Origin of the sequence: Vogesella sp. AC12, from assembly GCF_024437575.1 — a bacterium.
In the GTDB taxonomy this organism is placed as follows: domain Bacteria; phylum Pseudomonadota; class Gammaproteobacteria; order Burkholderiales; family Chromobacteriaceae; genus Vogesella; species Vogesella indigofera.
The window spans coordinates 556248-574766 of record NZ_JANFNU010000001.1 but is presented as its reverse complement, the minus strand read 5'-3'; the positions used below and the strand labels follow the sequence as shown (position 1 = coordinate 574766).

General features: G+C 65.4%; 16 protein-coding genes. 8 read left to right on the top strand and 8 right to left on the bottom strand.

All coding sequences use genetic code 11. The features are described from left to right. Window position 1 precedes the first annotated feature (1 nt). Window positions 2-778 carry a hydroxypyruvate isomerase family protein gene (locus NOM55_RS02900; RefSeq protein WP_255907405.1) on the top strand — a complete coding sequence of 259 codons (777 nt, stop codon included), beginning with the start codon at window positions 2-4 and terminating at the stop codon, window positions 776-778. A gap of 299 nt (window positions 779-1077) precedes the next feature. Next, window positions 1078-2403, top strand: a complete 1326-nt coding sequence (locus tag NOM55_RS02895) for a DEAD/DEAH box helicase (protein ID WP_047965371.1) — start codon at window positions 1078-1080, stop codon at window positions 2401-2403. 85 nt (window positions 2404-2488) lie between these two features. On the opposite strand, the gene NOM55_RS02890 is transcribed toward NOM55_RS02895, so the two are convergent. The 7 genes from NOM55_RS02890 to NOM55_RS02860 form a co-directional block, all read right to left on the bottom strand. Further along, on the bottom strand, window positions 2489-4177 hold the full coding sequence (locus tag NOM55_RS02890; protein WP_255907404.1) for a diguanylate cyclase domain-containing protein: 1689 nt from the start codon (window positions 4175-4177) through the stop codon (window positions 2489-2491). Window positions 4178-4238: 61 nt separating this feature from the next. Then, complete coding sequence (locus tag NOM55_RS02885; RefSeq protein WP_255907403.1) at window positions 4239-4730, bottom strand: phosphatidylglycerophosphatase A; 492 nt, start codon at window positions 4728-4730, stop codon at window positions 4239-4241. Next, window positions 4714-5655, bottom strand: a complete 942-nt coding sequence (thiL, locus tag NOM55_RS02880; RefSeq protein WP_255907402.1) for a thiamine-phosphate kinase — start codon at window positions 5653-5655, stop codon at window positions 4714-4716. Before thiL ends, NOM55_RS02885 begins: the two co-directional genes overlap by 17 nt. Window positions 5656-5711: 56 nt before the next feature. Then, window positions 5712-6161 (bottom strand): transcription antitermination factor NusB, encoded by a 450-nt coding sequence (nusB, locus tag NOM55_RS02875; RefSeq protein ID WP_047965374.1) that lies wholly within the window; start codon window positions 6159-6161, stop codon window positions 5712-5714. Window positions 6162-6195: 34 nt separating this feature from the next. Beyond that, the gene (gene ribH, locus NOM55_RS02870) at window positions 6196-6663 is read right to left on the bottom strand and encodes a 6,7-dimethyl-8-ribityllumazine synthase (protein ID WP_047965375.1); all 468 of its coding nucleotides are present in this window, start codon (window positions 6661-6663) and stop codon (window positions 6196-6198) included. Between the two features lie 45 nt (window positions 6664-6708). Then, complete coding sequence (gene ribBA / locus NOM55_RS02865) at window positions 6709-7878, bottom strand: bifunctional 3,4-dihydroxy-2-butanone-4-phosphate synthase/GTP cyclohydrolase II (RefSeq protein WP_255907401.1); 1170 nt, start codon at window positions 7876-7878, stop codon at window positions 6709-6711. A gap of 66 nt (window positions 7879-7944) precedes the next feature. Further along, window positions 7945-8553 (bottom strand): riboflavin synthase subunit alpha, encoded by a 609-nt coding sequence (locus NOM55_RS02860; protein WP_255907400.1) that lies wholly within the window; start codon window positions 8551-8553, stop codon window positions 7945-7947. Between the two features lie 170 nt (window positions 8554-8723). Between NOM55_RS02860 and NOM55_RS02855 the strand changes: the two genes are divergently transcribed. The 3 genes from NOM55_RS02855 to NOM55_RS02845 are packed head-to-tail and all read left to right on the top strand — an operon-like array spanning window position 8724 to window position 11862. Further along, window positions 8724-10334 (top strand): peptide chain release factor 3, encoded by a 1611-nt coding sequence (locus NOM55_RS02855; RefSeq protein ID WP_047965528.1) that lies wholly within the window; start codon window positions 8724-8726, stop codon window positions 10332-10334. Window positions 10335-10351: 17 nt separating this feature from the next. Continuing rightward, a complete protein-coding gene (locus NOM55_RS02850) occupies window positions 10352-11212 on the top strand; it encodes a mechanosensitive ion channel family protein (protein ID WP_170152107.1) in 861 nt (286 codons plus the stop codon). 2 nt (window positions 11213-11214) lie between these two features. Continuing rightward, on the top strand, window positions 11215-11862 hold the full coding sequence (locus tag NOM55_RS02845; RefSeq protein ID WP_255907399.1) for a TetR/AcrR family transcriptional regulator: 648 nt from the start codon (window positions 11215-11217) through the stop codon (window positions 11860-11862). An 81-nt stretch (window positions 11863-11943) separates the two neighbouring features. Here the strand turns inward: NOM55_RS02845 and NOM55_RS02840 are convergent, their stop codons facing one another. Then, window positions 11944-12924, bottom strand: a complete 981-nt coding sequence (locus NOM55_RS02840; RefSeq protein WP_255907398.1) for a LacI family DNA-binding transcriptional regulator — start codon at window positions 12922-12924, stop codon at window positions 11944-11946. 159 nt (window positions 12925-13083) lie between these two features. On the opposite strand from NOM55_RS02840, the gene ptsP reads away from it, so the two are divergent. The 3 genes from ptsP to NOM55_RS02825 are packed head-to-tail and all read left to right on the top strand — an operon-like array spanning window position 13084 to window position 18298. Continuing rightward, window positions 13084-15588, top strand: coding sequence for a phosphoenolpyruvate--protein phosphotransferase (gene ptsP / locus NOM55_RS02835; RefSeq protein ID WP_255907397.1), 2505 nt, complete (start codon window positions 13084-13086; stop codon window positions 15586-15588). Then, on the top strand, window positions 15585-16544 hold the full coding sequence (gene pfkB / locus NOM55_RS02830) for a 1-phosphofructokinase (protein WP_255907396.1): 960 nt from the start codon (window positions 15585-15587) through the stop codon (window positions 16542-16544). Before ptsP ends, pfkB begins: the two co-directional genes overlap by 4 nt. A gap of 53 nt (window positions 16545-16597) precedes the next feature. Continuing rightward, a complete protein-coding gene (locus tag NOM55_RS02825; RefSeq protein WP_255907395.1) occupies window positions 16598-18298 on the top strand; it encodes a fructose-specific PTS transporter subunit EIIC in 1701 nt (566 codons plus the stop codon). Window positions 18299-18519: the final 221 nt, after the last annotated feature.

The following is an 18519-nucleotide window of genomic DNA, read 5'->3' as shown; positions in this document are numbered from 1 at the left end:
GATGCCGCATTTTGCCGCCAACCTGTCGCTACTGTTTACCGAGCTGCCGCTACCGGCGCGCTTCGCCGCTGCGGCCGCCGCCGGTTTTGACGCGGTCGAGATCCAGTTTCCCTACGACTATCCGGCTGCCCTGTTGCGCGATTCCGCCGACGCGGCCGCGGTCGACATCATCCTGATCAACCTGCCGGCCGGCGACCTGATGGCCGGCGGTTGCGGTCTGGCCAGCCATCCGGCGCGCACCGCGCAATTCATGGCGGCATTGACCGAGGGCGAACACTACGCGCAGGTGCTGGGCGTGCAGATGGTCAATGTGTTGGCCGGCCGCTTCGATGCGCAGCAGGACACGGCGCTGACGCGGCAGACCCTTGCGGCCAACCTGGCGCTGGCGGGTGCGCGCCTCGCGGCACACGGTGTTCGCGTCACCTGCGAGGCGATCAACAATCTCGACATGCCCGGTTTTGTGGTGAGCACACCGGCCGAGTTGGCCGCAGTGCTGGCCGAGGCGGCGCACCCCAATGTCAGCATGCAGCTGGATCTCTACCATCTTGGGCGGATGCAACTGGACCTGGCCGGCACCTTGGTGCAGTACCTGCCGCAGACCGGTCACATCCAGTTTGCCGACTGTCCCGGCCGCCACGAGCCCGGCACCGGCGAGCTGCCGCTGGCACAAATCTTTGCCTTGCTGGATGAGCTTGGCTATACCGGATGGTGCGCCGCCGAATACAAACCGGCCACCAGTACGGCGGATAGCCTGTCCTGGCTGGCTTCTTGGCGCTGATTTTTTCGGTTGTTGCGGTGCAGCACAATTAAAAATCAGCTACTTGCCGCTGCTGTTCGCAGAAAACGCTTGCCAAGCGTAATTAATTTCCATAGAATGCGCCCTTTCCTGATTTGCTGAGCGGAAACACCCGCGCCGCCAGCTTCCACGATTTCATCGTATCTGACCGTTTTTGGCTTCGTTTCTCGCCTCGTCCTTTCCGTTCGGACTGCAGTTCGCCGCTTTGTCAGGTTGGTTCGATGACCTGTAACCCTTAGCGGGCTAACGCACCGGCCATAAGCCGGACTGAAAGGATCACCATGCATTTCTCCGATCTCGGACTCCCAGAACCTATCGTTCAAGCACTGACCAAATCCGGCTACGAAAGCCCGACTGATGTTCAGGCTGAAGCCATTCCTGCCGCCCTGCTGGGTAAGGACCTGCTGGTATCGGCACAGACCGGTAGCGGCAAGACCGCCGCCTTCCTGCTGCCAGCCCTGACCAAAATGGGCGAACGCTCCAAAGGTTCCGGCAATGGCCCGCGCGTTCTGGTGCTGACCCCGACCCGCGAACTGGCATCCCAGGTAGAAAAGAACGCCCAGGTTTACGGCGAACACCTGCGCTGGTTGCGTACCGTGACGCTGGTTGGCGGCGCTTCGTTCGGCTTCCAGACCCGCGCCCTGTCGCGTCCGGTCGACATCATCGTCGCCACTCCAGGTCGCCTGATGGATCACATGCGCTCCGGCCGTGTTGACTTCTCCCGCCTGGAAATGCTGATTCTGGACGAAGCCGACCGCATGCTGGACATGGGCTTCATCGAAGACATCGAAACCATCGTTGCCGCCACCCCGGCCGATCGCCAGACCCTGCTGTTCTCCGCCACGCTGGACGGTACCGTTGGCCGCATGGCAGAGAAGATGACTCGCTCGCCACAGCGTATCGAGATTGCCCGCAAGGAAGACGGCGGCAGCATCGAAGAACACCTGCTCTACGCCGACGACAATGCCCACAAGGCCCGTCTGCTGGACGCCATCCTGAAAGAATCCGATTTTGAACAGGCGGTTGTATTCAGTGCCACCAAGATCGGTTCCGAAGAAATCGCCGACAAGCTGTCGGACATGGGCTACTCCGCTGCCTGCCTGCACGGCGACATGCCGCAGAACTGGCGTAACCGTACCCTGAACGACCTGCGTCGCGGTCGCATCAAGATCCTGGTTGCCACCGACGTGGCCGCCCGCGGTATCGATGTGCCGGCCATCGGCCTGGTGGTGAACTACGACCTGCCAAAACAGGCGGAAGACTACGTGCACCGTATCGGTCGTACCGGTCGTGCCGGCCGTAGCGGCGTGGCGATCACCATCGCCGAATCGCGCGAATTCCACCGCGTGCGCCGTATCGAGCAGTACATCAAGCGTTCGCTGACCGAAGCCGTGATCCCAGGTCTGGAGCCGACCCGTCGTCCGCCAAAAGGCCGTCCGGCCGGCGCCCGCAACAACGGCCCGCGTCGTGGCAATGGCGGTGGTTACGGTGATCGCAAGCCGGGTAGTGGTGGCGGTTACGCCGGTCGCAGCAGCAGCGGTCCACGCCGCAGCGGCAGCGGCGGTGGCAGCAGCTACAGCGGTAGCCGTGCCCCACGCGCTGAATAAGTCGATATGAAAAATCCCCGATGCCTGCATCGGGGATTTTTTCGTTTGCGACCAACCTTGGTCGCCCTGGACTGGCGATGTCGCCTTAGTGGCGCGCAGTGTGCGACTTGTCGGAGTACATCTTGCGGTCGGCGGCGCGCAGCAGTAGTTCCGGCTCGTCACCATCCTCCGGATACATTGCCACGCCGATACTGGCGGAGACGCGATACAGCGCGCCCTCGTCGCGCACCGGCCGGTCGATGGCCATCTCCACCTTGCGCGCCAGCGTCGCCAGGGTCCGCTCGTCGCTGACCTGCGGAATCAGCAGCACGAATTCGTCACCTCCGACCCGCGCCACGGTGTCGGAGCGGCGCAGCAGGGCCATCAGGCGGTCGGCCACGGTCTGCAGCACCTTATCGCCGGCGGCGTGGCCGTAGCGGTCATTGACCTGCTTGAAGCGATCCAGATCGACGAACATCACCGCAAACTGCTGGTGCAGCCGTTCCGCGCGGCGGATCTCCTGCCCCAGACGGTCGAACAGCAGGGTGCGGTTGATGCAGCCGGTCAACGCATCGTGCGAGGCCTGGTACTGGATCAGCTGTTGCGACTCCTTGGCGTCGGTGACATCCATCAGCACACCAAACAGCAGCGGCTCGCCCTCGCGCTCCACCACCTGCGCGCGTAGCGCCAGCCAGCCGTAGCCGCTGTCGCCGTGGCGCAAGCGCACTTCCACCGCCAGCGGCGTGCGCTGCTGCAGGCTGTGCTGTAACGCATCGCGCCAACGCTGGCGATCCTGCACCAGCATCCGGCGCTCCACCTCCACCAGCGGCAACAGCGGGCGCGGCTCGACGGCCAGCAGGCGGCAGGCCTCTTGCGACAACGACACCTGCCCGTCCTGCGGTGCGTAACTCCAGTGCCCCAGACGGGCCACCTGCCCTGCCAGCCGCAGCCAGCCCAGCTGCTCCTCCATCGCCTGCTGGGTCTGCATCGCCTCGTCGGCGGCCAGCTTGCGCTCCACCACGACCGCCGTCCAGCGCGCCAGGTGCTGTACAAACTCGGTATCAGCACTGGAAAACGGCGCGCGCGGCGCGCCGGCGCAGAAGGCCAGTGTGCCAAAAATGCGGCCCTGCACCAGTAGCGGTATGCCGATGTAGGAGCGGAAGCGGAATTCGCGGTAACAGGCACTGTCGGCCAGTGCTGTTTCCAGCACGTCGGGCAGGCATAGCAGCTGGCCGTTCTGCAGCGTGCGTTCGCAATAGGTCAGGTCCAGCGGCAGGGACTTGCCGCGACTGAGGCCGTCGCCGGCGTGACAGGCAATGATTTCCAGTTGCGCGGCCTTGCGCTGGGCGACAAACGCGATCTCCATGCCCAGGGCCGCAGCGCCGGCGGCCAGTGCGCAGTCCAGTCGGTGCAGGCGGTCTTTCTCGCTGGAGGCAGCCAGATCGGAGAGAATTTGCAGATAGTGTTCGCGCTGACGGCGCTTCTGCTCCTGCTCGTGCCAGTCCTGCAATGGCACCAGCCGGTAGGCGGTCAGCGCGTTTGCCTGCGGGCCGGGCAGCAGGCCGAACAGGCGCGAGTCCAGCTGGCAGGGCAGCATGTCTGCCGGCAGTGGCGCGCCCTGCCACTCGCCGGCACGGGAAAGCGGTAGCGCCAGGCCGACGCTGGCCGCTTCGCCCAGCAATTGCCTGGCTGCGGGATTGCAGGCGCGCAGCCGCTGTTGCGCATCGAGTACCAGCCAGGGCGCGGCCGCAGAGTGCAGTAGCGTCAGCAGGCCATCATCAAGCACGTTCTGCATATCCGTAACCCGAGAAAAAGTTTTGGCATATTACGGATATGTCATAGTGATAACAAGATTTCTATAGTAGCGGCTGTACCAGTCGTAACAATAGTGTTGCAAACAGCGCGGCGACGGCGTCGTCCAGCATCACGCCGAAGCCGCCGTGCACGTGGCGGTCCAGCCAGCGGATCGGCCACGGCTTGACGATGTCGAACAGACGGAAGGCGGCAAAAGCCAGCAGCCACCACAGCGGCGTGGCCGGCACCAGCGCCAGCACCAGCAGCATCGCCACGATCTCGTCCCACACAATGTGCCCGGAATCGGCGACACCCAGCGCGCGGCCGGTGACGTCGCACAACCAGATGCCAAGCAGGAACAGCGGCAGCGTCAGCAGTGCCAGCGCCCCGCCACTGACGCCCAGCCACAGCAATAGCGCGGCCAGCGGCACCGCCGCCAGCGTGCCCCAGGTGCCGGGCGCCGGCGTGATCAGGCCGCTGCCAAAGCCCAGCGCCAGGAAGTGCGCCGGGCGCGCCAGCAAAAAGGCGCGATCCGGTTTACGCGAAGTGGTCATAGCCCAGTCTTTCCAGTGTCACGGCGGTGCCGTGCTGGTCCAGTAGTCGCAATCCCGGTGCGGCCACGATGCGGCCAACCTTGCTCACCGTCACGCCGGCCTGGCGTGCCGCCGCCTCGACCTCGGCGGCCCGTGCCGGGCTGGCGGTGAAGCACAGCTCGTAGTCGTCACCACCGGCGGCGATGCAGGACAGCAGCTGTGCGCGGGCGCCGTGCAGGGCCGGATGGGTCGGCAAGGCGTCCAGCCAGACCTCGGCGCCACAGGCGGAGCGATCAAGAATGTGATGCAGGTCGGCGGCAAAGCCGTCGGAAACATCCAGCGCCGCATGGGCGATGCCGAGCAAGGCCCGGCCCAGCGCCACCCGTGGCTGCGGCCATTCCAGCTGCCGGCGGCATTCGGGTGGCAGGTCCAGACTCAGGCGGCCGAGGCGCTGTTGCAGTGCGGCGGCAGCCAAACCCAGCTCACCGGATACCCAGATGTCGTCGCCAGCCTGTGCCGCGTCACGGCGCAGCGCCTGGCCGTGCGGCGTTTCGCCGAAGATGGTCACCGACAGCGTCAGCGGGCCGCGGGTGGTGTCGCCGCCGATGATACTGACGCCGTGCTCTGCCGCCAGCCCGAAAAAGCCGCGCGCGAAGGCTTCCACCCAGGCACCGTCCAGCTGCGGCAGTGCCAGTGCCAGCACCGCCCAGCGCGGTGTGGCGCCCATCGCCGCCATGTCGGACAGGTTGACAGCCAGCGTCTTGTGGCCCAGCGCCTCGGGATCGACATCGGGAAAAAAGTGGCGCCCGGCCACCAGCATGTCCACCGACACGTGCAGGTCGTGGCCGGGGCTGGGGCGCACGATGGCGGCATCGTCACCGACGCCGAGCACGGCGTCCGGCGCGGCCTGGGTGAAGTGACGGCGGATCAGTTCGAATTCATTCATGGCGTGACAAATAAAAACACCCGCCGTGGCGGGTGTGACATGGAAGCAAGCAGCGCTCAGGCACCCTGACGACGGCTGCGGATGGTCTGCACTTCGTCGGCGCGCACGTCGGCGGCAAACTTGTCCAGCACGCCGTTGACGAACTTGTGGCCGTCGGTGCCGCCGAAGGTCTTGGCGATCTCGATGGCTTCGTTGATGATCACCGGGTACGGCGTTTGCGGGTGCGAGCACAGCTCGAAGGCGGCCATCAGCAGGATGGCGCGCTCGACCGGGCTGACTTCCTGTTCGTCGCGGTCGTAGTACGGCTGCAGGCGTTTGGACAGCTCGGTCACGTCGCGCAGTACGCCGAACAGGATTTCGCGGAACAGCGCTTCGTCAGCCTTGACGAAGTAATCATTCTCGCGCAGGTGTTTTTCGATCAGCGACGCGGGACGGTCAGCATTCAGCTGCCACTCGTAAATGCCCTGGACAGCGTATTCGCGGGCACGGCGGCGTGCGGTTTTCATGTACGGCTTCCTTTATTTAAAGAACAGGCGCGGCTCAGCCACGCAGGGTCTTGTGCAGATTGACCATTTCGACCGCCACTTGCGCGGCTTCACGCCCCTTCACCGACATGCGCACTTCGGCTTGCTCGTCGGTTTCGGTGGTCAGAATGGCATTGGCGATCGGGATGTCGAAATCGAGACCGACACGGGTGACGCCCGCGCCGGATTCGTTGGATACCAGCTCGAAGTGATAGGTCTCGCCGCGGATCACCGCGCCCAGTGCGATCAGCGCGTCAAAGCGGCCGGACTTGGCCATGGTTTGCAGCACCAGTGGTGCCTCCAGCGCCCCCGGCACCGTGGCCAGGGTGATGTCGGCGGGGTTCACGCCCAGTGCCACCAGCTCGGACAAGCACGCATCGCGCAGACCATGGCATACCACGTCGTTGAAACGGCCCATGACGACGCCGATTTTCAGGCCGTTGGCAGACAGGTCGGGGGCAATACGGTTTACTTGGTCCAGCATCCGGTTCTCCTTGCGGCGAAAGCCAATCACGAAAAGGGGCGTATTTTAATCCAAATCGACGTGCACGTGTTCAGGTTGGACAAAGCCGGTAACCTCCAGCCCGAAACCGGTCATCGACGGCAGGTTGATCGGCGATGCCATCAGCTTCATCTTGCCCACGCCCAGCGCGCGCAGCATCTGCGCGCCGATGCCGAAGGTCTTGCTGTCCCAGCGCTGGCGGACGGTGCTCTCCGCCTGTTCCGGCAATGCGCGCGCCAGAATGTCGGCGCCGGATTCCGGACGGTGAAGCAGGATCACTACGCCGCAGCCCTTTTCCGCGATTTCTTCCAGCGCGTTGGGGATGGTCCAGCTGTGCTGGCCGCCCATCGGGTCGAGCAGGTCCATCACCGACAGCGGCTCGTGCACGCGCACCAGCGTTTCCCGGTCGGCGTGCGGTTGGCCGCAAACCAGCGCCAGGTGCGTTGCCTTGGTCAGCACGTCCTGGAACACGTGCAGCTGGAAGGCGCCGAACGGCGTTTCCGCCAGCCGCTGGCCGACTTCCTCGACAAAGCACTCGGTACGGCTGCGGTAGTGGATCAGGTCGGCGATGGTGCCGACCTTGAGGCCGTGTTCCTTGGCGAATTCGAGCAGTTCCGGCAGGCGCGCCATGGTGCCGTCGTCGTTCATGATTTCGCAGATCACCGACGCCGGTTCCAGCCCGGCCAGTCGCGACAGGTCGCAGCCGGCTTCGGTATGGCCGGCACGCACCAGCACGCCGCCCTTTTGCGCCTTCAGCGGGAACACGTGGCCGGGCTGCACGATGTCGGTTGGTCGCGCATCGCGCGCCACCGCTACCAGCGTGGTGTGGGCGCGGTCGGCGGCGGAAATGCCGGTGGTCACGCCCTCGGCGGCCTCGATCGACACGGTGAAGTTGGTGCCGAAGCTGGTGCCGTTGTTGGTCGCCATCATCGGCAGGTTCAGCTGCTTGCAGCGCTCTTCGGTCAGCGTCAGGCAGATCAGGCCACGGCCGAACTTGGCCATGAAGTTGATCGCCTCCGGCGTCACGTGCTCGGCGGCCATTACCAGGTCGCCTTCGTTCTCGCGGTCTTCGGCATCCATCAGGACCACCATCTTGCCGGCCTTGATGTCGGCGATAATTTCTTGAACCGGGGAAATGCTCATGCTGTGTTCTCCCGCACGCCGTGCGTGCCAGACTTGCTGCGTAACTGCATTCATGCGCGGGCGGTGTGCGTCCGCGCGCCTGTAATCTGTATTATTGCGGCCAACGTTGGCCGCAGCGCGTCATGCCCGCGCCGCCAGCACCCGTTCCACGGTGTCGACGATGGCCTGTGTCTGCGGGTCGATCTCGATGTTGACGATGTCGCCGGCCTGGCGCACGCCCATCAGCGTGCGCTGCAGCGTTTCCGGGATCAGGTGCACGCAGAAGGTGTCATCCGATACGTCGCCGATGGTCAGGCTGCAGCCATCAATACCGATATAGCCTTTTTTCAGTACGTATTTGGTCAGCGCAGCCGGCAGGCGGAACCAGACGGTGCGGTTGTCCGGGCTGCTGATCACCTCGGTGACGGTGGCGGTGGCCATGATGTGGCCGGACATCGCGTGGCCGCCGATGTCGTCGCCAAAGCGCGCGGCGCGCTCGACGTTGACCAGGTCGCCGACCTGCAGCGTGCCGAGGTTGGTCAGGCGCAGGGTCTCCGCCATCAGGTCGAAACTGACTTCCTCGCCGTCGATGCGGGTCACCGTCAGGCAGCAGCCGTTGTGCGCCACCGAGGCGCCGATCTGCAGGCCGGGCAGCAGCGCGGCCGGCAGTGCCAGCCGATGGCTGCGGAATGCGGTTTTTTCTTCGATGGCGACGATGCGCGCCATGCCTTGCACAATGCCAGTGAACATGGTTTTGCCTTCATTTCAGGACAAACGATCATCGATTGTACCGCGTTGCAGCGCAAAATCCGACCTCGCTGCCAGCAAGGTTGGCCGCAGCGGCGTATGCCGGCGCGCAAAAGCCGGCCAAAATCCAGTACAATCGCCTGTTTTTTCGAATCTTTGCCCTACTGGAAGCCATGTCCGCCGAACTGATCCGCATTGCCGATGAAGTTGCCCGTCGCCGCACCTTCGCCATCATCTCCCACCCCGACGCCGGTAAAACCACGCTGACCGAAAAACTGCTGCTGTTCTCTGGCGCGATCCAGATGGCCGGTACGGTGAAGGGCAAGAAAGGCGGCAAGTTCGCCACCTCCGACTGGATGGAAATCGAGAAGCAGCGCGGCATCTCGGTGGCGTCGTCGGTGATGCAGTTCGACTATCGCGACCACACCGTCAACCTGCTGGACACCCCGGGTCACCAGGACTTCTCCGAAGACACCTACCGCGTGCTGACCGCGGTGGACAGCGCACTGATGGTGATCGACGCCGCCAAGGGCGTGGAAGAGCAGACCATCAAGCTGCTCAACGTCTGCCGCCTGCGCAACACCCCGATCGTCACCTTCATGAACAAGTACGACCGTGAAGTGCGCGATTCGCTGGAGCTGCTGGACGAAGTCGAGAGCGTGCTGAAGATCCGCTGCGCGCCGATCACCTGGCCAATCGGCATGGGCAAGGCCTTCCGCGGCGTGTACAGCCTGCTGTCCGACGAAGTCATCCTGTTCGAAGCCGGTAGCGAAAAGCTGATCAGCGACATCGAGATCATCAAGGGTATCGACAACCCGCGTCTGGACGAGCTGTTCCCGCTGGAAATGGAACAGCTGCGCATGGAGATCGAGCTGGTCAAGGGCGCCTCCAACGAGTGGAATCTGGACGAATTCCTCGCCGGCGAACTGACGCCGGTGTTCTTCGGCTCAGCGATCAACAACTTCGGCGTGCGCGAGATTCTGGACGCGCTGATCAACTGGGCGCCGGCACCGCAGCACCGCGACGCCACCGTGCGCGACGTGGCGCCGACCGAAGGCAAGTTCTCCGGCTTCGTGTTCAAAATCCAGGCCAATATGGACCCGAAACACCGCGACCGCATCGCCTTCCTGCGCGTGTGCTCCGGCCGTTTCGAACGCGGCATGAAGATGAAGCACCTGCGCCTGAACCGTGACATTGCCGCCAGCTCGGTGGTGACCTTCATGTCGCACGACCGCGAGATCGTGGAAGAGGCGTTTGCCGGCGACATCATCGGCATCCCCAACCACGGCAACATCCAGATCGGCGACAGCTTCTCCTCCGGCGAAGAACTGACCTTTACCGGCATCCCGTTCTTTGCCCCGGAAATGTTCCGCAGCGTGCGCATCAAGAACCCGCTGAAGCTGAAGCAGCTGCAAAAAGGCCTGCAACAGCTGGGCGAAGAAGGCGCGGTGCAGGTATTCAAGCCGCACAGCGGCGGCGACCTGATCCTCGGCGCGGTCGGCGTGCTGCAGTTCGAAGTGGTGGCCTCCCGGCTGGCCGCAGAATACGGCGTCGATGCCGTGTTCGAGTCGTCCAATATCTGGTCGGCGCGCTGGTTCAGCTGCGACAACCGCAAGAAACTGGACGAATTCAGCGACGCGCTGGTGATGAACATCGCCACCGACGCCGGCGGCAACCTCGCCTATCTGGCGCCCAACCGCGTCAACCTGGCGCTGACGCAGGAACGCTGGCCGGACATCGTGTTCCACGAAACGCGTGAACACGCGGTGAAACTGAACGATTGATGACGGGAGATGCACTGATGCCCGCCTGGCTCGTCTCGCTGTTCCACAGCTACGGTTCGGACTTCTTCCGCTCCGCGGTGCTGGTCGTGGTGCTGCTGCTGGTTTACGGCAGCATCGTGCGCACCATTGCGGCCAACCCGCGGGTGCCGGTGGATACCCGCCGCCGCTGGATGATCAACATCCGCAACGCGCTGATCATCATCGGGCTGGCCGGCTTCGTCACCATCTGGGCGCGCGAACTGCAGACCATCGCGCTGTCGATGGTGGCGTTCACCGCGGCGCTGGTGGTGGCCACCAAGGAACTGCTGATGTGCCTCGGCGGCGGGCTGGTGCGTTCGATGTCGGGCAGCTACGAGCTGGGCGACATCATCGAGATCGGCACCATCCGCGGCCGGGTGATGGACATCACCATGCTCAGCACCACCATCATCGAGATCGGCCCGCGCCACGATGCGCACCAGGCCACCGGCCGCTCGCTGAACTTCCCCAACAGCCTGCTGCTGACGCAGGCGGTGGCGCGCGAGAACTTCACCGGCGACTACGTGATGCACATCATCACCATCCCGCTGCCGTACAGCGTGCGTCCGGCCAGGGCGGAACGCCTGCTGCAGGAGATCGCCAACGAGGCCTGCGCGCCGCACCTGGAAGGCGCCCGCCGCCATATGGCGATGCTGGAAAGCAAGCTGCTGATGGACACGCCGTCGGTGGAGCCGCGCATTTCGCTGCAGCCGGCCAGCGAGAAGGAGTACCGCCTGATCGCCCGCATCGCGCTGCCGCCGCGTGAACGACAGCGCATCGAGCAGGCGATCCTGCATCGCTTCATGTTCGAGTGCTTCCCGGAAACAGAACCGCACCCGGCGGCGCCCGCCGCGGACTGATCATGCAAAAGACCCGCATCAAGACCTACGACCGCATCGTGCAGCAGAGCCTGACCCTGTTCAACGAGCACGGCGAGCGCAGCATCACCACCAACCACATCGCCGCCCATCTCGGCATCAGTCCCGGCAACCTGTACTACCACTTCCGCAACAAGGAAGAGATCGTCTACCAGATCTTCCTGCTCTATCGCGACTTCATCACCGAGCGGCTGGCGGTGCCGCAAGACCGAGCGATGGACGTTACCGACCTGGTCAACTACCTGGACACCGCGTTCGAGGCGATGTGGCGCTTCCGCTTCATGTTCTACGACCTGCCCGGGCTGATGGCGCGCAATCCGCAGCTGCAGCGCGACTATCACCAGTTCGTCAACACCGAGCTGAAGGCGATCCTGGAGGGCCACTTCCGCGAATTCATCCGCCTCGGCCTGCTGCAGATGGCGCTGGAAGACATCGAGGCGGTGTCGGTCAATATCTGGCTGGTGGTGAAGTTCTGGTTCGCCTTCGAGCAGACCGCGCGCCCCAACGAGCCGATCAACGAGGCCTCCGGCCATCGCGGCGTGCGTCAGGTGCTGGCGCTGCTGAAGCCCTACGTCAGCCCCGAGTTTTTGCCGCTGTTCCAGCAGCAGCTGGTTCGCCATCTGCAGCCCTGAGCGGCGCAACGGCTCCGGCAAAACAATGCGGGCAACCTTGCACAAGGTTGGCCGCATTGTTTTTTGATGTGCCGAAGCGTGTTACTGCGTCAGGCTGCTGCCGCGCACCACCAGTTTGCCTTGCAGCACCACGATGCGCTGGCTACGTTCCGGCTCGTCCAGCCGCTCCAGCAACATCGCCATTGCGGTGCGGCCGATTTCATTCACCGGCTGCTCCACCACGGTCAGGCCGTCGCCGAGCAGGTCGGTCCATACCTCGTTGTCGAAACCGACTAGCGCCACGTCCTGCGGCCAGTGCAGGCCGGCGGACTTGATCGCGCGCACCGCCCCCAGCAGCAGCACGCCGTTGCTGACCAGCAGCGCCTGCGGTCGCGCCGGCTCGGCCAGCCACTGCAGCACCGCCTGCTCCGCCGCCTCCACGCTCGGCGCCACGAAACGCGCCGGCGCGGCCAGGCCCGCCTGCTGCAACGCCTCGCTGAATCCGGCGTGACGCTCCATGCCGGTGTTGCTGGTATTGCCGAACAGGCCGCCGATGTCGCGATAGCCCTGCTGCAGCAGGTGGCCGACCAGCTGTGCCGCGGCACGGCGGTTGTCCAGCACCACCGCATCGGTGGCGGCATCGGCGCTGACGCGGTCGATCATCACCACCGGGAAGCCCAGCGCCTGCGGGTCGATGCTGGCCACCATCTGGCGCGTCGGCGCAAAGATCACGCCGGTGACGCGCTCTTCCTGCATCAGGCGTAGGTACATCGCTTCCTTGTCCGGGTTTTCGTCGGTGTTGCACAGGATCACGCGCATGCCGTTGCGGTAGGCCTCGTCCTCCACCGCGCGGCTGACCGCGGTAAAGAACGGGTTGCGGATATCCGACACGATCAATCCTATAGTGTCGGTGTGCTGGGAGCGCAGCCGCCGCGCCGCCAGATTGGGGCGGTAGTCCAGCTTGGCCATCGCCGCCTCGACACGCTTGCGCACCTTGTCGCTGACCGGGCCGTTGCACAACACCCTGGAGACGGTTGACGGGGAAACACCCGCCGCTGCTGCCACATCCTTGATCTTTGCCACTCGCCTGCTCCGGAATCGATTTCATCAGACCGTGGTTGGCCTGCCTGACAATTTTGTCGAAATGTTAACACCAATCGTGCAACAAATATTGACACAAAAAGTGGTATCGATTTCAATTGTAGTCAGCGATACAGAAAAACACACCGGAGACAGGATGCCATGACCACCCAGATTATCCGCAACGAGCTGATCCAGCTTGGCGCCACCGTTAGCGAAAAAACCATTGCAATCAAGGCGGCAGGCGAATTGCTGGCCAAGGCCGGCCGTATCGCCCCCGCCTACATCGACAGCCTGCTGCGCCGCGAAACCGTTGCCAATACTTTTCTGGGTCATGGCGTCGCCATTCCTCACGGCATGATCGAAGACCGCCACCTGATCAACGAAACCGGCATCGCCATCCTGCAGGTGCCGGAGGGTGTGGAGTGGAATCCGGGCCAGCGCGTGCACCTGGTGATCGCCATCGCCGCACAGTCCGACGAGCACATCGCGCTGCTGCGCCGCCTGACCCGTCTACTGCAGGACGAGGCGCGACTGAGCGAGCTGTTCACCACCGCCGACCCCTACGCGCTGATCAGCGCGCTGGACGACAGCGCGGTGGCACCGGCGGCACCACAAACCGCCGCCAGCGACCTGAGCCTGAGCCTCAGCTGGCAGATGAACTACCCAAACGGCCTGCACGCGCGGCCGGCACGGCTGTGGACCGAACAGGCGCGCCGTTTTGCCGCCACGCTACAGATCCGCAACGGCAACGAAGTAGCCGACGCCAAGAACCTGATCGGCTTGCTGCAGATCGGCGCCGAATTCGGCCACGAGCTGCACTTCTCCGCCGATGGTCCCGACGCCGCCGCGGCACTGGATGCGCTGCTGGCGGTCGCCAACCAGCTCACCGCACAGGAAGTGGCCGACGCCGAAGCCGCGCGCAAGGCCGCCACCAACGCCAAGCGCCAGCACTGGCAGGCGCCGGGCAAGATCCTGGCGCTGCGCGGCATCAGCGCCAGCCCCGGGCTGGTGATCGGCCAGGCGCGGGTGATGAAGTCGCAGGCGATCCAGGTGCCGGACATCCCGGCCACGCTCGGCTACGACGGCGACCTGCTGGAAAACGCGCTGCAGGCCACCCGCGAACAGCTACAAACGTTGGCCGCCGACACCACCCGCCGCCTCGGCAAGACCGAGGGCAGCATTTTCCTGGCGCAGGCCGAGCTGCTGTCCGACACTGACCTGATCACCCTCACCTGCCAGCTGATGGTGGAAGGCCACGGTGTGGCGTGGGCGTGGCACGAGGCGGTGCAACGTCTCGCCGACCGTCTGGCGGCGCTGGGCAACCCGCTGCTGGCCGCCCGCGCCACCGATTTGCGTGACGTTGGCCGCCGTGTGCTGGCACGCCTGGCGCCGGACCTGAACCTGCTCGACAACAGCAAGACCCAGGGCAATAACGAGGTGCTGATCGCCAACGACCTGGCCCCGTCCGACACCGCTACGCTAAATCCGCAGCAGACGCTGGCCCTGGTCACCGCCCAGGGCGGCCCGACCTCGCACACCGCCATCCTGGCGCGCACGCTGGATCTGCCGGCGGTGGTCGCCGCCGGCGCCGCGGTGCTGGACATCCAGGACGGCGCCACGCTGATCGTCGATGGCGACAGCGGCACCATCTATCTCAACGCCAGCGACGAGGACCTCGCCAGCGCGCAGCAGTGGCAGCAGGCGCAGCGCGACAAGCAGCAGCAGGCCGCCAGCGCCGCGCAGCAGCCGGCCGTCACCGCCGACGGCGAGCGCCAGATCGAGGTGGCGGCCAACGTCAACCGTCCGGAGCAGGTCGCCGCCGCGCTGCAGGCCGGGGCCGAGGGTGTCGGCCTGATGCGGACCGAGTTCCTGTTCCTGGAGCGCGACGACGCGCCGGACGAGGAAGAGCAGTACCAGACCTACCGCGGCATGCTCACCGCGCTGGACGGCAAGCCGCTGGTGATCCGCACGCTGGACATCGGCGGCGACAAACAGGTGCCCTACCTCAATCTGCCGCACGAGGAAAACCCGTTCCTCGGCGTGCGCGGTGTGCGCCTGCTGCTGCGCCGTCCGGACCTGCTGCTGCCGCAACTGCGTGCGCTGTATCGCGCCGCCAGCCACGGCCCGCTGTCGATCATGTTCCCGATGGTCAGCACCCTGGCCGAGGTCAAGGCGCTGCGCGCGCAGTGCGAACAGGTGCGCGTGGCCCTGAATGCGCCGGTGGTGCCGCTGGGCATCATGGTGGAAGTTCCGGCCGCCGCCACCATGGCCGACCGACTCGCCGAGCATGTCGATTTCTTCTCGGTCGGCACCAACGACCTGACGCAGTACGTGCTGGCCATCGACCGCCAGCATCCGGAACTGGCGGCGGAAGCCGACAGCCTGCATCCGGCAGTGTTGCGCCTGATCGCGCAGACCGTGGCCGGCGCCGATGCCCACGGCCGCTGGGTCGGCGTCTGCGGCGGCATGGCCGGCGATCCGCTGGGCGCGGCGATCCTCACCGGCCTCGGTGTGGCCGAGCTGTCGATGAGCCCGCGCGACATTCCCGGCGCCAAGGCCAGCATCCGTGCGGCCAACCTTGCCGAGCTGCAGCAGCTGGCGCAGCGTGCCCTCAATTGCGACAGCGCCGCCGAAGTGCGCGCGCTGACCGGAGCCACAGCATGAGCGCAACGGTCATCACCGTGACACTGAACCCGGCCATCGACCAGACCGTGACGCTGGATGCGCTGCGCCCCGGCGCGGTCAATCTCGCTGGCGCGGTGCACGTCAATGCCGGCGGCAAGGGCGTCAATGTCGCCAGCTGCCTCGCCGACTGGGGGGTGCCGGTGATCGCCAGCGGCCTGCTCGGCCGCGACAATGCCGCGCCGTTCGAGAACCTGTTTGCCGACAAGGGCATCCGTGACGCCTTCATTCGCGTCGCCGGCAGCACCCGCACCAATATCAAGCTGGTCGACCGCAGCACGCTGGACACCACCGACATCAACCTGCCTGGCATGAGTGCCAATGAAGAAGCGCTCGACCGCCTGCAGCTGTTGCTGGACGAGCAGGCCGACGCCGACCGTTACGTGGTGCTGGCCGGCAGCCTGCCCGCCGGCATCGGCGACGACAGCTGGGCGCAATTCTGCCGCCAGCTACGCAGCCTCGGCGCCCGCGTGCTGCTCGACAGCAGCGGCACCGCCTTGCAGCAAGCGCTGGCACTGCCGGCCGTCGAGCTGCCGTGGCTGATCAAGCCCAATCAGCACGAGCTGGAACAGTACCTTGGCCGCACGCTGGCCAGCCGCGACGAGCTGGTCGCCGCCGCCCGCGAACTGCAACAGCGCGGCATCGCCGTTGTGGTGGTGTCGCTGGGCAGCGACGGCGCCCTGCTCTGCTGCGACGACGGCTGCTGGTTTGCCGAGCCGCTGACGCTCAGCGACATCCACAGCAGCGTTGGCGCCGGCGACGCGCTGGTCGCCGGACTGGTGGCGGCGCTGAGCGCGCAGCTGGCATGGCCGGAGGTGCTGCGCCTGGGCATGGCCTTTGCCGCCGCCAAGCTGGGGCAGTTCGGCCCCAACCTGCCGTCACGTCAGGCAGTCTGCCAGCTGGCGGAGCGTATCCAGATCGAGCGCATTACCGAGTAAGCACCGCGTACGACACATAAGCCGATCCGGCACACACAAAGAGGAGATTCACCATGTCCACCATTCTGGCCATCATCGCCTGCCCGCAGCGGGTAGCGCAGGGCCAACTCGCCGCCGAAGCGCTACGCAAGGCCGCCACCCAGGCCGGCCACCAGATCAGCATCGAAATCCGCAATGCGCAGGGGGTGCAGGGTCTGCTGGACGCCGGCCGCATCGCCAGCGCCGACGCGGTGGTCGTGATCGCCGAGGGCGACGCCGACCTGGCCCGCCTGGGCGGCAAGCCGGCCCATCACGCCACGCTGGAAGCGGTGCTGGCCGACGCCGGTGCGGTAATCGGCAAAGCGCTGGGGGCACACGAGCCGGCGACCACGCTGCGCATCGTTGCCATTACCTCGTGCCCGACCGGTATCGCGCACACCTTCATGGCCGCCGAAGGCCTGACCCAGGGCGCGCAGCAACTCGGCCACCAGATCAAGGTCGAGACCCAGGGCTCGGTCGGCTCGCAGAATGCGCTCACCGCCAGCGACATCGCCGATGCCGATCTGGTGGTCATCGCCGCCGACACCCAGGTCGACCTGTCGCGTTTCGACGGCAAGCGCGTGTTCAGCAGCGGCACCAAGGCCGCCATCAATGACGGCCAGGCGCTGATCAAGCGCGCCCAGATCGAGGCCCGCGCGCATGCCGCCAACGGCAAGGCTGTCGCCAGCGCTGCGGCCAACGTTGCCGCCACGTCGGAACGCAGCAGCGCCTACAAGCACCTGATGACCGGCGTGTCGTTCATGCTGCCCTTCGTGGTGACTGGCGGCCTGCTGATCGCGCTCGGCTTCGCGCTGGGCGGCATCTACGTCTACGAGGACGCGTTCAAGGGCACGTTGGGCTGGACCCTGTTCACCATCGGCGCCAAGGCTTCCTTTGCCCTGATGGTGCCGATCCTGGCCGGCTACATCGCCTACTCCATCGCCGACCGTCCCGGCATTGCGCCGGGCATGGCCGGCGGCATGATCGCCGGCTCCATCGGCTCAGGCTTCCTCGGCGGCATCGTCGCCGGCTTCATCGCCGGTTACGCGGTGAAATACCTGAACGAGAAGATCCAGCTCGGCCGCAACTTCGACGGTCTGAAGCCGGTGCTGATCCTGCCGCTGCTGGGCACCACCATCGTCGGCCTGCTGATGTACTACGTGCTGGGCCAGCCGGTAGCGGTGGCGCTCAATATCGTCACCGAATGGCTGAAGGGTCTGCAGGGCTCCAGCGCGCTGGCACTGGGCATGATCCTGGGCGGCATGATGGCGTTCGACATGGGCGGCCCGATCAACAAGGCGGCCTACACCTTCTCCACCGGCCTGCTCGCCAGCCAGGTGTACGCACCAATGGCAGCGGTGATGGCCGCCGGCATGACGCCGCCACTGGGCATTGCGCTGGCCGCACTGCTGTTCAAGAACCGCTTCTCCGCCGACGAGCGTGAAGGCGCCAAGGCGGCCGGCGTGCTGGGCATCTCCTTCATCACCGAAGGCGCGATCCCGTTTGCCGCCAAGGATCCGCTGCGCGTGATCCCGGCGCTGGTGGCCGGCTCGGCACTGGCCGGTGCCATCTCCATGGCTGCCGGTTGCGAGTTGCGCGTGCCGCACGGCGGCGTGTTCGTGCTGCCGATCCCCAATGCGGTGACCAACCTCGGCATGTACCTGGTGGCACTGGCGGCCGGTACCGCTCTGACCGCCGTGCTGCTCGGCGTGCTGAAGAAGGCGCGCGCCGACTGAGTACCTAGCTAACGATTACTCTCCCTTGCTTGCGTTTTGCAGCCGGGCTGACCGCCAAACGCGGTCAGCCCGTTATTTTATTGGCTATGCTCCAGTCAGAGACGACGGCAACGGCACGGCCGATGTGACAGAAAACTATGACCTGCCTGTTTAAGAACGCATAATTGGCACCATATGGCATGGATTACCATCCCAGATCCGGCTGCAGGCCGCCATGTTCC